Below are 14,283 nucleotides of genomic sequence, written 5' to 3' on the forward strand. Positions count from 1 at the left end.
CAAGGGGGGCAGGGGGGATCGAACCTAAAATCAATTTTTAATTTAATTATAACCAGCTACTTAAATGCAGTACAGCCTATTGCTGTTCCATAAAAGTCCGCACCGTAGCATCAGAACCGAGAACCAGGCGCAATTGGGGATTACCGGAGATATCGAGGGGAGAAACGAAAGGTTGATTGAGCAGGGGCATATTAGTGCGATCGAGATAGATTTTCGCCGCCTGTCCCAGGGGAATAATCTGTTTTAGGGAACCATCCTGATTTAAGACCAAACGGTACTCTAGAGTATGCTTGAGACTTTCCGGCGGTTGCCAACGGGATTGAAAATATTCTCTGGTTTCTGCCACTTGGGGAATTGTATCTAGTAAATTAGTCTCTGGGGCTTTAGCGGTGCTTGTAGGCGGTTTGGGGTCTAAATTGGCATTTTCGGGGTTAATAGGGCTTAGAGGCGGTAAATTGGGCAATTTTGGCGGTGCTGGAGTCGGATTCATCGTGGTGGGGGGAAGATTTGCCAGTGCATTTGTACCCTGAGCGCCAGTGACGGGGGGGGCAGTAATCGGGATGTTCTGATTATTCGGTTCAATTACGATCGCCGTGCCGCCGGGAAGCGAACCCGTGACTGGTGGCGGCGGTAAAGTGGGCGGCGGAATCACTAGGGGGACGCTAGAGGGGCGAACTGGGGCTGGAACGGTTCCCACGGGGGGCGGTGGCGGTAAAGGGGTTTTATTGCCCAAATTTGCCGGTAACTGCGGGTTTGGGGCGGCTGTTCCCGTGGGGGGTAAAGGCAGCGTTGGCAAGGGTTGGGGAATCTTGGCGTTATTGGGATCGCTGGTTAAATCATTGTTGACCACTTCTTGCCGTTGATAAAATGCGATCGCTATTCCCCCGATAGTTATTAGGGCTGAGGCGATTAATCCCGTCCAGATCAGGGCATTTTTTCGAGTTTTCTGGCGAATTAATGGGGGTATTAGGGGACTTTCATGGTTATATTCCCCTAAAGCATTGGCTAGATCGAATAATTGCGATGTGGTTAATTCGATCTCCTGTTTATCCCTATCGGTTAGCAGGGAACCCAAAAATAATTGATGCTGCAGAAGTCCCCGACAACGGAGAGAAGGCAAGGAGGGGAGATGACTTTCGGGGGAACCACTAGCCACGAAAGAGAGGGTAGAAACGGGACTAGAGAGTAAATTCTGCACATAATTAGCGACAATTTCCCCTAGTAGTTGTAATTGTGTGCGATCGCCTTTGATCGTCACCTGTTTTTCCTCACTCAATCTAGGATCATCAAAGCGCAATTGAAAGTGGGCATCCTTTAAGACATTTTTACCTAGCCAAACCGCTAGGGGCGAACTATTTCCCCAAATTTCTAGGGTACAGGTGGGGGGTGTATATTTGCGAATTAGATTACTCATTTTTGGTTATCGGCGGGAATTATAAATTATGAATTATGAATTATGAACTGGGAAGCTTTTTTTCAGTGTTGCCAAAGGCACGGCGTAGCCGTCCAGTAAACAGTAAACAGTAATCAGTGAACTGAAAACTTACATCTGATAACTTACATCTGATAACTGATATAGCGGTGTGCAGTCGTATGAGGTACAGTGTCACGAGCTATAAACCATGCTAGGCAAAGCTTGGTCTGTATCTCACTCAAGCGCTTACCGCTATAACTGATAGGCTTTTTATTTTTTACTTGTCAAAAGGGTGTGCCAGAGAAGGAGATGACTGCGGGGGCTGCTGTAGAACAATAAATCGATTAATAATTTCCAAGCTAGGGAAGCAAGGCTAGAATCACTGAGATTATTTTCCGATATTTCTGGGTATTTTAAGCGAAAATTATCGATATAATTGCCCAAAAGCGTGGTTTTGACTGGTTCTTGTCCTTGAGTTCCCACTTGTTCCAAGAGAATTACAGCGCGACGGATTAACTCTTGCTTTTTTTGGGCTAGATGACAGAGGAGGAGAACTAGAGAACGGATGTCCGCTAGGGAGAGGTTTGACTGGGGTTGCCAGTGGTGGGCAACTAGGCGATCGCTTGTATCTGCATCTAAGGCTAATTCTTGGGCTGCTTGGGTGATAGAATCGGAGTCTAAATTAGCTAGAGAGACTAAAGCTGCCAAAATCAGGTTTAAATAGCTATTAATACTCTCTAACTGCTCGTTACTGGGTGAGATAGCTAGGGGTAAATCCTCACCCGTGGAGGACTCGGCAGACTGAGGCATAGTCAAGGACATAGATAAAAGGAATTGCCAGCAGAAAAACTTGGGTTTAGGAGAAAAAATCACTGGTTCTAAAGTGTCATAATAATTGAGATTGTTCTTTTCTTGCACGTCCGCTCACCGATTGCCTCCCACCCAATGAGTTTAGAATCCGCTACCGATGAAGTCATTAAGCAAAATTTGGAACAATTTCTAATTGTTTTGTCCGTTTCCCTGAGTGTGGCCACGGTTTCGAGGATTTTTAGCTGGTTTCGCCAAATTCCTTACACCCTATTGTTAGTGATAGTCGGTTTAGGTTTAGCCTTTATCGATATCCGTCTGGTGAACCTATCCCCCGAACTGATTCTAGAAATTTTTCTGCCCCCTTTGCTATTTGAAGCCGCTTGGAATACGCGCTGGCGAGATCTGAAGGATAATTGGATTCCCGTCAGTCTTTTCGCTATTGTCGGCGTAATTATCTCGATTTTCGGGGTTGGTTTTACCCTAGATGAATTGACCAATTTACCCCTATTTACGGCATTATTAGTGGGTGCGAGCCTTTCTTCTACGGATCCCGTCGCTGTTGTCGCTCTTTTTCGCGAATTAGGGGCCAGTAAAAACCTCACCGTGCTTTTGGAAGGGGAAAGCTTATTTAATGATGGGGTTGCTGTGGTCGCTTTCGCTCTTTTGGTGGAAATTCCCCTCGGTGCTAGTGGTCTATCCTTAGAGACAACCATTAGCCGGATTGCGGCTTTTATCGGTATCGGGGTGGCAGTGGGTTGTTTAGTGGGTTTTGGTATCTCCTATCTGACTCAACGTCTGGATTTACCCCTAGTGGAACAGTCTTTAACTCTTGTGTCCGCCTACGGTGCTTATTTATTAACCGAGGAGTTCGGGGGTTCGGGGGTAATCGGAGTGGTGACTACGGGGATTATTTTAGGTAATTTTGGCTCTAGAATTAGTATGAGTCCCCGTACCCGCCTATTAGTCACGGAATTCTGGGAGTTTCTCGCTTTTTTTGTCAATTCGATCGTTTTTCTCCTCATCGGCGATCAGATACGTCTCTCTAGTTTAGCCGATAATCTCAATTTAATTTTTATCACGATCGCCGCCGTGGTAGCAGCCCGTTTTCTGGCTACCTTTGCTTTGGCAACTGTTAGTAATGCCTTGATGGAAACTAAAATTAATTGGCGGGAAAAAACGGTTTTATGGTGGGGAGGTTTGCGCGGTTCCGTTTCTATTGCCCTAGCTTTAAGTGTGCCGGTTATTTTTCCCAATCGTCAGGATATCATCGATATCGTCTTCGGAGTTGTTCTCTTTACCCTTTTGGTTCAAGGATTAACTATTCAAACTTTCCTATCGAGATTAGACTTGATCGGTGATCAACCAATTCGAGAAAACTATGCGGAACTTTTAGCCCGACGGGTAGCTTTAAAAAGGGTTTTAGACTATCTTTCTAAATTAGATAAATCTCCCGATGTTGCCCCAGAATTTTTTAGTTATGAGCAGCACCTCGTCAAAGAAAAGTTAAAGACTGTAGAAGCGGAAATACAATCTCTCAACGATAGTTATCCCCAATTACAGCTATTAACAATGGAACAACTTCGGGAAACCCTCTTAGATATCGAAGCTGATACCTACGCTGAATTTATTCGATCCGGCCGTTTAACTAGCAATTTATCCCCCGTCCTCCAAGAAATTCTCGCTGAAAGTAAAATTACTGAACAGTAGGACTATGTTGGGGTATATACCTGAACTTTTTATTGTTTTGTACCCGTAAGATTCTGACATACGTGGGGTACAGATTCATCAGAATCTGACCTCTCGACACATTGGTCAGGACGAGGGGGCGTTCGATCATGAACAGGAGGAGGAGTAGGAGGAGATTGCTCACAATCAGGAAGTTTTAAATAGTCATTATACCTATTCCAATGCTTCCAGTGCTGATCAATCAGATTCTGACCATATTCTATTTGTGCGTTTAATTTCGGGATAGTTACAAATTGTGCTAAAGTAACTGCTAAGGTAGATTCAAATGAAAAAAGAAAAGTTTTACTGGCTACTCTCTGAGCTTCATCAAGATCTTTTCGCAGGTTATAAACTCTCCTTACAAGTCCATCAATTTGCACTCGTATCGTAGTCATTTCTTCGTCTATCCTTGATCGCGCACCTGGGCGCAGACACTGGCCTGCATGGGTTTTTCCATCGAACAATAGGAGCAGAATTGCCGTTGTAGCAACACAGGAAAGAGTCAAAAGTGAATGTATTTTTCTCACCTGACTATCTTGAATTACTGTAACCTCAATTTGATACTCACTTGCCATAGAATCTACTCCTGTATGGATTTAAGTTGTAGGCAAAATTAGCCTTTGTAGGTTTGGTTAAGCGACAGCGCAACCCAACCCCAAAGACGACTTTCCAACAAAGGTACACACTCCCCCCCCCACAACTGTATCCTAAGCTACAATTTAATAAATCTTTATATTCTTCTCCCTAGCTTAGGGATTCATAGGGGAAAGAGTTTCAGGTATTTTCCCCTGTGTTACTGCTTCTCAGGCGACCGATCGCCTTCCGTGAGGGATTGTGGCGCGGTGTGTCAGATTCGGTAATAGGGTTCAAAATTTCGCTAACACGGTTTGGTAAATTGACTCTAGCAACCAGAGATGATCGATAATCGCTAGATTGGCAAGGGCGGAGGTATCGCTGACGACGATCATAGCCAGCCTCGATCGCGCAGATGCTGAACATCCTGCTCAAAGTCTTCTACATCGTAGTGAACACAAATACCGCGATCTGCCAGCAGTTTTTGAAAGTCCATGACTTCCATCCCGGCAATTTTACTGGCGCGACTGAGGGAAATCCGCTCTTGCTGAAACAGTGCAATGGCAATCTCCCGGAGCCAGTCGCCTTGGTTAAAGGTTTCGGCTTGGCTGAGGTTATCCGGTAGGTTCAGGGTAATTTTCATTGAGACATCCTCACGCATATTCTTCTCTAACCCGCCATATCTCAGTTAAAGCTTTGGCTCTTCTGGTTTCTGTGTGAAAACGAGGTCTATACTGATAGAATATCCGCCAAATAGCACTTAAGGTCTTGCCCGATCAGCATTTCACGATTCCATAAGCAAAAATTATCAGACAAAATCGAGAAGAGCCATTAATTCTGTCGGGGTGATTAGAAAGGAATATCGTCTAAATTTTCCTCCACCGATGTGTCCCTAGGTTGCCAAGCGGAAGGATTAGAAAGTTCATAGGATGCGTCGTATTCAAAATCCCCGGTGGAGACAGGTGCGACGGGTTTCTCCACCTCGGTTTTATTCGATTTGTGGGTATTGATTGGTACGACTTTTTCTGGAGTCGGGGCCGTCATTTCACCGCTACTCACGCTGCCGTCAAGATGATAGAGATGACTAATGACTAATTCGGCCCGTTTTTCCTTAAAACCTTCGGGACGATCGATCGTCTGCATGGAGAGACGACCTTCTAAAATTACCTGATCACCTTCATGATAGTTCTGAGCGACTTCTGAGGCTAAATTTCCCCAAGCTACGGCCCTTAAATTAGTCGGGGTTGCCTCGGCACGATTGGGAGAAAACTCGACTAACATTTGAGCGTAGGGAGTTTGATTATCTTGGGTATAACGTAATTCGGGACGACGGACAATTTTAGCCATTAAAATGCAACTGTTCATGGTCGAAAATTAGTCTGAATTTTTCTAATAGCACCATTGTACTGAATAAGTACGAGGATCACCACTGTAGAGGTTAGGGAATTTTATGGGACTCTGGTTAAGAAAAAATCTCTTTAACACTTGGTACAACGTCATCTTAACCCTTGCGGGTCTATTTCTCAGCCTCTGGGGTGGTTTAAGTTTTCTCGATTGGGCGATAAATCGGGCAAAATGGGCTGTAGTGACGGAAAATCTCGGTTTATTTGTGGTCGGTCGTTATCCAGAGCAGTCAATATGGCGAATTTGGCTGATTTTAACGATACTTGCGGCTTTATCACTGTTTTCTTGGCAATTAAACCGGGGTCGCTTCCCCAATTGCCCCGCTTTTCTCCAACGCTGGTGGGGATTGCTCTGGTTATTGACTTTACCTTTAATCGCTTGGTTGCTATTGGGGGGATTATTTTTAACGACAATTCCTCTCGATGATCTCAGTGGTTTAATCTTAACTTTATTAGTAGCGATCGCCAGTATGATTTTATCTTTCCCCTTGGGGGTATTATTAGCCCTGGGGAGACAGAGTGAATTACCGGCAATTCGTTGTCTATCTATTGGTTATATCGAATTATTGCGCGGTTTACCTTTGTTGGGAATTTTATTCATGGCTCAGGTGATGTTACCTTTAATTTTACCCGCCGGGACCAGACCAGAACGAGTGATCAGAGCGATCGCCGGATTTACCCTTTTTGCGGCAGCCTATCTGGCCGAAAATGTCCGGGGTGGTTTACAAGCGATTCCCAAAGGTCAAATTGAAGCGGCCAAAGCCTTGGGTTTACAACCGATTTTCGTTTTATTATTGATCGTTCTACCCCAAGCTTTAAAAGCGGTCATTCCCGCTATTGTTGGTCAATTTATCAGTTTATTTAAGGATACTTCTCTACTGGCGATCGTGGGACTGGTGGATCTCCTGGGTATGGCAGGATCGGTTTTAGCTAATCCGAAATTTATCGGCGATTATCCAGAGGTTTATCTATTTTTGGCGTTTATTTACTGGATTTTCTGTTATTCTATGTCCCTAGCCAGTCGTAGGTTAGAACAGCGTTGATTGGGGTGTGGGGGAATTATGAATTATGAATTATGAATTAGGGGTGTGGGGGAATTATGAATTATGAATTATGAATTATGAATTGGGGAGTGGGGAGAACAAATAAAAATAATCTCCTGACGACCGGCTACTGACTCCTAACCCCACCAACAGACTTATTCAGCAAGCCCCACCTAGCTTTTTGTCATAAATATTGATATGATTTAACAATCAGCAGCAATTTATGGTAAATATATTTATTTAGGAGAGGGAGAAAATGGCTGGATTCTTTGGCCTGTTTGGCAATAAGACGAAATACGTCGATGAACCGATGGATATGAGCGCACCGGAACCGAAAGAGGCTTTTTACTTGGAACCCGATGACGCTAAAACTCTCGGTAATATCGACTTTATGCGGACACCGATCACGATTCGACGTACCTTCCCGAAAACTGCCTCGAATAAAAAGGGTGGCGAATCGATTAAACAGATTTCTTCCATGGAAGTCAGCAAAGTCACCGATAACGGTATTGTGGCAAAATCGGCCACTTCCGAGGCTAATAGTAAGGCTAACGGTGCTAATGATAACGTTCGTCGCGCTAACGATGACAATATCAATCCTTTCCTGAAAATGGCCCGCGAAATCAAGAAATAGTATAGTAAGGTGAGCATTGGCCACCCTTGAGAGCAAACTTTGGTGGGGAAAGCCCACCTTTTTTTATGACCATTATTAACGGAAAAACCAAGTTATTAGGCGTAATCGGCGATCCTATCGGCCATACTCTTTCTCCTCTCATGCACAATGCCGCTATCGATGCCTTGGGGCTAAATTATGTCTATCTTCCCCTCCCGATCGCGCCAGAAAATTTAGCAACGGCGATCGCTGGTTTGGATGCCATCGATCTACAGGGTTTTAGCGTCACGATTCCCCATAAATTAGCAATTATTCCCTTATTATCGCAAATTACGGAGAAAGCAAAGCTAGTAGGCGCAGTTAATACCGTCTGGCGCACGGAAACCGGCTGGCAGGGAACAAATACCGATGTGGATGGCTTTCTCGCACCCTTGAAATCCCTTGACAAAGATTGGAGTCAGGTGAATCCAGTTATTTTAGGCAATGGCGGCGCTGCTCGGGCGGTAGTGGTGGCTTGCGCCCAGTTGGGCTGTGGCGAAATTCATGTGGTAGGACGCAATCAAAAGAAATTAGATCCTTTTAAAGAAAGTTGGACGAATACCAGCCTCTATGACCTCCTAGAAGTGCATGGCTGGGACGAATTAGAGGGGCTGGTATCCACCACAGAACTCCTGATTAATTCTACCCCGATCGGAATGTCCCCCCAGGGCGAACAATCCCCAGTAGAGTTAGAATTATTAGACCTTTTACCCCCATCGGCGATCGCCTACGATCTGATTTATAATCCCCGACCGACCAAATTCCTCCAGTTGGCCCGGACTAGAGGGATAAGAATTATTGATGGGTTAGAAATGTTAGTTAATCAGGGAGCGATCGCACTAGAAATCTGGTTAGGTCAACCCGTCCCCGTCTCGGTCATGCGGGAAGCTTTGTTAAAACAATTCTAAATGCTAAAATCCTATTTCTAGCTTTATTTATGCCCCCTTCTAGCTCCTTTTGGAAAACTCTGAATAACTCGATTCTAGTACGCTATCTATTATTATTTGGCTGTGGCTGGAGTCTGATTATCTTAATTAACTATTTCTACGGGATGATCGCTATTTTTACCGGTTCAGCGATCCTGGCCGCCCTATTAAATTATCCCGTGGTTTGGTTATCCCGTTATCTACCGAGAGGACTAGCCATTGCTATTACCACCCTAGCAGCTTTTATACTCCTATTTGGATTAGTCACAGGCATAGGATTAGAAGCAGTTAATCAGGGGAGAGGACTACTATTTAATCTTACCGATGCCCTCAGTCAAAAAGATTTTTTGCCCTTTCAAGACTTTCTCGATCGATTAGATTTGAATAAAATGGTGGGAAGCTTACAAACCGGTTTAGCCACGGGTTTATCGATCGTACAAGGGGTTTTTTCCAGTGTCTTTACCGGCGTTTTCGGGGCGGTGATCAGTGTTTATATGCTCATCGATGGTGATAAACTTTGGCGAGGTTTTTTGCAACTTCTCCCCCTAGCATACCGGGAGCGTTTTGCCAAGTCTTTTCGACAAAGTTTTCTGGGATTTATTCGCGGGCAACTGTTGTTAATGCTCTTTTTATCGGTGACGAGTTTCTTGAGTTTTTCGGTATTAGGAATCAAATACGGGCTAATTTTAGCGGGTATTCTCGGTGTCATCGATGCTATCCCGGGTATCGGGGCAACCCTGGGCATTTTGTTGGTAACTATCTTGACTTTTACCTCCCAGGGACCAGCAGTTGCGGTTAAAGCTTTTATTGTCTGTGTTGTCTTGGTGCAAATTCAAGATAATATTATTCGCCCTAAAGTTATGGGCAATGCCCTAGAATTAAACCCAGTAATTTTATTTTTATCCCTCTTTATCGGCGAAAGAATTGCGGGATTATTAGGGGTTTTTCTCTCCATTCCTATCGCTGGGATGATTGCGATCTGGATCGGATCGAGTCAAGAAAAACCAATAACAGCTTTAGAGGAAAATCAGTTAGGAGAAAGTCAAGAGAATTAAGAGCCGATCCTCGGTCTCTACTATACAATTAGGGAAATTTGTTAAGTAAGTAGTTATAATTAAATATAAGATAGATTTTGCCTTTGATCCCCCCTTAATCCCCCCTTAATAAGGGGTGTGTCTGACAATTTTTAACACCTACCTACTTATCCACAAAACTCGATCGCTACCTATGGAAAACTTAGATTTAAAGAAATCCTCGCCCCTCTTACTTATCTCACCGTTTTTTCTCTGGGGAACAGCGATGGTAGCGATGAAGGGTGTTATCCCCCACACCACCCCCCTATTTATGGCGGCAATTCGCCTGGTTCCCGCCGGAATGTTAGTTTTAATGGTAGCTTGGTTTTTAGGTCGTCCTCAGCCCAAAACCCTGCAAGCGTGGCTATGGATTGCCCTTTTTGCTCTGATGGATGCCACTCTTTTTCAAGGTTTTCTGGCATTGGGATTAAATCGCACCGGGGCGGGGTTAGGCTCGGTAATTATTGACTCCCAACCTCTAGCGGTGGCTTTAATGTCCAGTTGGCTATTTAAAGAAGTTATCGGTGTCTGGGGATGGTTGGGATTGAGTTTAGGGATTGGGGGAATTAGTTTAATTGGCTTGCCAGATCAATGGTTTTATGACTTTTTTGGACAAAAAGCGGTAAATATTGACTTTAGTTGGCAGGAATTACTAAATAGCGGCGAAATGCTCATGCTTTTGGCTTCCCTATCCATGGCGGTGGGAACAGTCTTAATCCGGTTTGTCTGTCGTCATGCGGATCCCGTCAGCGCCACGGGATGGCACATGATTTTAGGAGGATTGCCGCTATTTTTAGCTTCAGGTTTCACCGAATCCCATCAATGGCAGAATATAGATTTAAATGGTTGGTTAGCTTTAAGTTATGCCACGATTTTTGGTAGTGCGATCGCCTATGGAATATTCTTTTATTTAGCCGCCAAGGGCAATTTAACCAGTTTAAGTTCTTTAACTTTTTTAACTCCGGTTTTTGCCCTCAGTTTCGGGAATTTATTCCTCGGTGAGATGTTAAGTGTATTGCAATGGGTGGGGGTATCTTTAACCCTCGTTAGTATTTATTTAATCAATCAAAGGGAAAGAATCTCCCCACAAGTGCGGGCAATTTTTGCTAATCTTTCCTCACTTATACCCAAAAGCAACTAATTCAAATTCCGTGCGAATTACCTCGACTCTGGCAAAATTTGCCTCTTGTAATTTTTGGTTAAGATTTTGAGAAGTAAAACCAGTTTTATGAGCCATATAGGGCATCCCGGGAACTTCTGTTCCCATGCCGTAAAACATCCACAAAGCGCGCACGGGACCTCCGGGAGAAATATATAAAGGTTCATTTTCCATATCGCCTCTAGCGACAAATTCGGCGGCAGTTTGCATATCGGGAACTACGATCATTAAAAAGCCTTCGGGTTTAAGAATGCGGTTAAATTCCTCTAGGGCGATGGGAACTTCGTAATGATAAATATGTTCTAAATTATGACTAGAAAAAACCGCATCGACGGAGTTATCGGGAACGGCACTTAAATCGGTAATCGTTCCTAAAATATCGGGGTTAACAGCAGTATTAATATCGAGGCGAATTTCTTGCCAATTACCATCGCGGAATAGTTGGGGTAAAGCTTCGGGATTATAGGGACCACAACCCACATTTAAAACCAGTTTTTTTGGGGATTTTAGGGCTGTTATGTTCGGGGGAGCATTCCAAGCTAATAAACAAATATTTTTGAAACCAAGCAAACCGTGATTAGCGACTTGATCATCTAAAATTATCTGAGCTTGGGGATGGGTTTTAGTAAAATCTTTTATTGCCTGTTGGAGAGCGGGATGCTGACATTTATTGATGATAATTAAAGCGGAATCAGACCAGAAGTTTTTGGCTAAAAGTAAGGAGATAAAGAGCGATCGATAGTCTTCTGCGGCATCGTAGTAATAAACTCCCAGCTTTTCTTCACTGTTTAATTCTTCCAGATCATCGAAAAAGTTTTCCGTTTCTTGATCGCTTAAAAATATCTGTTCTGATAGTTGAAAATCCTCCAAATCCTCAGATAATATAGTTAGCTTTTCTCCCGATGGATCGTATTTAAAAAAAGCTTCCACGCCATAACCGCAGCGATCGCTATTATCGCAGAAAGCGGCGACTAAACTACCGCGACGAAAACAACCCACCTGACAGTAAACCTCGTCCGGTTGCAGACAGGCAACGGCTAGATTGAGCAGGGGAAAGAGATTGCGATCGGAATAGGCGGCGATTTTTTGGCTTAAAAGGGTTAATTGCTCGGAAATAGGCGACATTAAAGCCGATCCCCAATCCTGATACTGTTGGGGCAGTTTTTCTAAGAATTTCTGTAAATCCATACCTTGCTTTTCCGAAAACTATAATCCTTTTCCAATATCGTAAATCATCGTGCTTGTCATCAGGCACAGACTTAATTGTGGAAGAGTGCTAATCTGGTCTATAGCGGTTTTCACGGAAGTTAGTCCCGATTGAAACCCTGAAACGCCTATCTATCAAGGGATTTACCATACCTTACTAGACTGAAAACCGCTATATTATCCCATCAGCACAAGTAGAGGAGCTTCTGATATGCCCTACAACTGCTTCCAGATCAAATTTTGGGGAGTACGGGGGAGTATTCCCTGTCCAGGTTCGGAAACCGTTCGTTATGGTGGTAATACTTCCTGTGTCGAGATGCAAGTCGGTAGAGAAAGATTAATTTTGACCCCACATTCCGCACCCTAAGTGTCACAAAGTCTCAAAAGGGGAAGGGGCGTGAGTCAAAATACTTATCTAGAGGACTGAGTTGGCGGCAAGCTGCCAGCAACTAAGCGGAAAATTTCAGGGTTCCCCCAGTCATTCTCAATAAACAGTGCTTATTGAGAATGACTAGGCAATCAGACTTAACATCTAGGGGGAGATGTTCCAGTTGCTCGCTTTGTTTTGTCACCCCTTGAAGTCAATCCATCTGGTCAAGATAAGAGATAATATTCCTGGCAAGGTTTGGGAAAAAATCTCAAAATGTTGCGCCTCTCATCCGTTAAGTTACTAATCTTTTGATTGTCTTGAATAGGTCGGAGATGAATCCCTTGAAAGTTCTGAAATATCCAGCGTAATGTTGGTCGGTCAGTTAACTTACCCAACTGATTTTTAAGTCCCGTCTCCTGCTGTTTTAAACTTAAACGAAGTTGTCTTTGACCAATAGTATAAACCAGCAGGCACAAGCCCATGAGCATGGCCATGACCTCAATTCTATGGGGAGATTTGAGAAAGACAATGTCGGCAAAAAAGCAGGGGTCTTTGAGAAAAGAAAATGCTCTTTCTGGAGCTTGTTGCCCCTTATATTTTTTGAGTATATCCTCACTGCTCAATCGTTTTTTCTCCAAGTCGTTAGTTGCTAAAACGAATCGTCCTGCTCGTTTCTTTAGCCTCTCAATCGCTGCCAAATTCAACTCTAATTCGGCTTGAACTTGATAGCTTTGAAAGGGTAAATCGTCTTTTGATTGAAGTTTTGACTGCTGGGACTCAGGCGGAATGATATTGACTTTAATCTCCGTTAACTGATGATATTTTAAGGAGTCAGATAATCCTTTGGCTATCGCCAACGCCACCGCTCTATTCTCAAATTCTCTTCGGGATAGTTGGCGGATTTTTTCTTGGGCAGAATTCTTTTCCTGCTCGATTTTTTTCTCTAATTTTTTCAAGTCTGATTCTTGTCTAGCTTGACTTTCAACTAGCAACCATCTTTGTTCTATCCCCCCATAGTTAGAGCTTGTTTCCCACCAGGAATAACCCGGTATTTCTGAATCGGTTAACTCTTTTTCTGAGATGCTATCGACTAACTTTTGAGCCTCTTTAATGCTGAAGGGGACTCGAGACAACCAACGCATTTCTCTCATTAGTTTTAAATTCTCTTTGCTATAGAGGGCGCTATCGCCGACTATTAAACTGTCAAAGTCAACTTGTTTTTTAAATTCTCGGGCGATTTGACCAAAAACCGCTTTGTCCGCTTGATTTCCGTCCCCTACTTTCAAGAATAAAGGTACATCTCCATCCCCACTTACGATTAAGTCAATCATAAATTGTTTTAAGTCAGGTCTTCGGTCGCGGGAGTATCCCTAGGTAATTTTTATTGGCTGTTGTCTGGTTTCAATTTTTTCTCCAACTGCTCCTGATTTCAGGATTTCTACTGTTGGGTATTCCTTGTTATATTCTCCTTCCACTGATAGAGAAGTCGAATCTAAATGGGAATTCTCTGTCCCTACACCAAATTTTTTCACGGCGGCTAAACTAATGAGTAGGAAAATACCCGAAACATTAAGTTGATAAAGTTTGTCCATCACTCGACCAATTTTATCATCATTTAATTGTTTAGGTTCGATGCCCTCTCCCAGCAGATGTTCGGTTGCTTTATCTTCAAAAAATTGAGGAAATAAATACAAAGCCCGGGAGACAAATCCCAATCCATTCAGGATAATTGCTTTCACGACTTGCCCCGCTGTGACAATTTCTCCTCGCTCACTTGAGACTTGTTCGTTGATAATTTCAACGATTCCTATTTCATCGATAATTCCGGCTACTAATCCCAGATGGTCTAGATTTTTGACTTCAATTTCTGTTGATTGATTCATGGTCGAACAGTCCACTCGCCTAAGTTTTCCAACAATTCCTATTTTT

The 14,283-nt window shown here is 43.6% G+C and carries 13 protein-coding genes and 1 pseudogene; 7 read left to right on the forward strand and 7 right to left on the reverse strand.

Going from position 1 to position 14,283, the window contains the following annotated elements; all coding sequences use genetic code 11:
• Positions 1 to 76: 76 nt before the first annotated feature.
• Positions 77 to 1,414, reverse strand: a complete 1,338-nt coding sequence (locus N0824_RS10285) for a DUF4335 domain-containing protein (RefSeq protein ID WP_108936690.1) — start codon at positions 1,412 to 1,414, stop codon at positions 77 to 79.
• A gap of 270 nt (positions 1,415 to 1,684) precedes the next feature.
• Complete coding sequence (locus tag N0824_RS10290; RefSeq protein ID WP_108936749.1) at positions 1,685 to 2,224, reverse strand: DUF3038 domain-containing protein; 540 nt, start codon at positions 2,222 to 2,224, stop codon at positions 1,685 to 1,687.
• 135 nt (positions 2,225 to 2,359) lie between these two features.
• Between N0824_RS10290 and N0824_RS10295 the strand changes: the two genes are divergently transcribed.
• A complete protein-coding gene (locus N0824_RS10295) occupies positions 2,360 to 3,931 on the forward strand; it encodes a Na+/H+ antiporter (RefSeq protein WP_108936691.1) in 1,572 nt (523 codons plus the stop codon).
• Positions 3,932 to 3,960: 29 nt separating this feature from the next.
• On the opposite strand, the gene N0824_RS10300 is transcribed toward N0824_RS10295, so the two are convergent.
• The 3 genes from N0824_RS10300 to N0824_RS10315 all read right to left on the reverse strand — a co-directional run bounded on the left by N0824_RS10300 (position 3,961) and on the right by N0824_RS10315 (position 5,887).
• Complete coding sequence (locus N0824_RS10300) at positions 3,961 to 4,524, reverse strand: hypothetical protein (protein WP_108936692.1); 564 nt, start codon at positions 4,522 to 4,524, stop codon at positions 3,961 to 3,963.
• A 389-nt stretch (positions 4,525 to 4,913) separates the two neighbouring features.
• The gene (locus tag N0824_RS10310; protein ID WP_043995814.1) at positions 4,914 to 5,165 is read right to left on the reverse strand and encodes a UPF0175 family protein; all 252 of its coding nucleotides are present in this window, start codon (positions 5,163 to 5,165) and stop codon (positions 4,914 to 4,916) included.
• A 206-nt stretch (positions 5,166 to 5,371) separates the two neighbouring features.
• On the reverse strand, positions 5,372 to 5,887 hold the full coding sequence (locus tag N0824_RS10315) for a single-stranded DNA-binding protein (protein ID WP_108936693.1): 516 nt from the start codon (positions 5,885 to 5,887) through the stop codon (positions 5,372 to 5,374).
• 85 nt (positions 5,888 to 5,972) lie between these two features.
• Between N0824_RS10315 and N0824_RS10320 the strand changes: the two genes are divergently transcribed.
• The 5 genes from N0824_RS10320 to N0824_RS10340 all read left to right on the forward strand — a co-directional run bounded on the left by N0824_RS10320 (position 5,973) and on the right by N0824_RS10340 (position 10,760).
• Complete coding sequence (locus N0824_RS10320; RefSeq protein WP_108936694.1) at positions 5,973 to 6,968, forward strand: amino acid ABC transporter permease; 996 nt, start codon at positions 5,973 to 5,975, stop codon at positions 6,966 to 6,968.
• 256 nt (positions 6,969 to 7,224) lie between these two features.
• Positions 7,225 to 7,602, forward strand: a complete 378-nt coding sequence (locus N0824_RS10325; protein ID WP_052277890.1) for a hypothetical protein — start codon at positions 7,225 to 7,227, stop codon at positions 7,600 to 7,602.
• A gap of 65 nt (positions 7,603 to 7,667) precedes the next feature.
• Positions 7,668 to 8,528: a shikimate dehydrogenase gene (locus N0824_RS10330; protein WP_108936695.1), complete on the forward strand. Its 861-nt coding sequence runs from the start codon at positions 7,668 to 7,670 to the stop codon at positions 8,526 to 8,528.
• Between the two features lie 29 nt (positions 8,529 to 8,557).
• Positions 8,558 to 9,601 (forward strand): AI-2E family transporter, encoded by a 1,044-nt coding sequence (locus N0824_RS10335; protein WP_108936696.1) that lies wholly within the window; start codon positions 8,558 to 8,560, stop codon positions 9,599 to 9,601.
• 172 nt (positions 9,602 to 9,773) lie between these two features.
• Positions 9,774 to 10,760 (forward strand): DMT family transporter, encoded by a 987-nt coding sequence (locus N0824_RS10340; protein ID WP_108936697.1) that lies wholly within the window; start codon positions 9,774 to 9,776, stop codon positions 10,758 to 10,760.
• Here N0824_RS10340 and N0824_RS10345 read toward each other — a convergent pair.
• Positions 10,737 to 11,966, reverse strand: a complete 1,230-nt coding sequence (locus N0824_RS10345) for a methyltransferase domain-containing protein (RefSeq protein WP_108936698.1) — start codon at positions 11,964 to 11,966, stop codon at positions 10,737 to 10,739. The genes N0824_RS10340 and N0824_RS10345 overlap by 24 nt on opposite strands.
• 229 nt (positions 11,967 to 12,195) lie before the next feature.
• Between N0824_RS10345 and N0824_RS20705 the strand changes: the two genes are divergently transcribed.
• Entirely contained in the window at positions 12,196 to 12,351 is a 156-nt protein-coding gene (locus N0824_RS20705; RefSeq protein ID WP_158269547.1) for a hypothetical protein, read from the forward strand.
• 227 nt (positions 12,352 to 12,578) lie between these two features.
• On the opposite strand, the pseudogene N0824_RS10350 reads toward N0824_RS20705, so the two are convergent.
• Positions 12,579 to 14,237, reverse strand: a pseudogene (locus tag N0824_RS10350) (IS1634 family transposase).
• Positions 14,238 to 14,283: the final 46 nt, after the last annotated feature.

It is taken from the genome of Microcystis sp. 0824 (assembly GCF_003112475.1).
Taxonomy (GTDB): Bacteria; Cyanobacteriota; Cyanobacteriia; order Cyanobacteriales; family Microcystaceae; genus Microcystis; species Microcystis aeruginosa_C.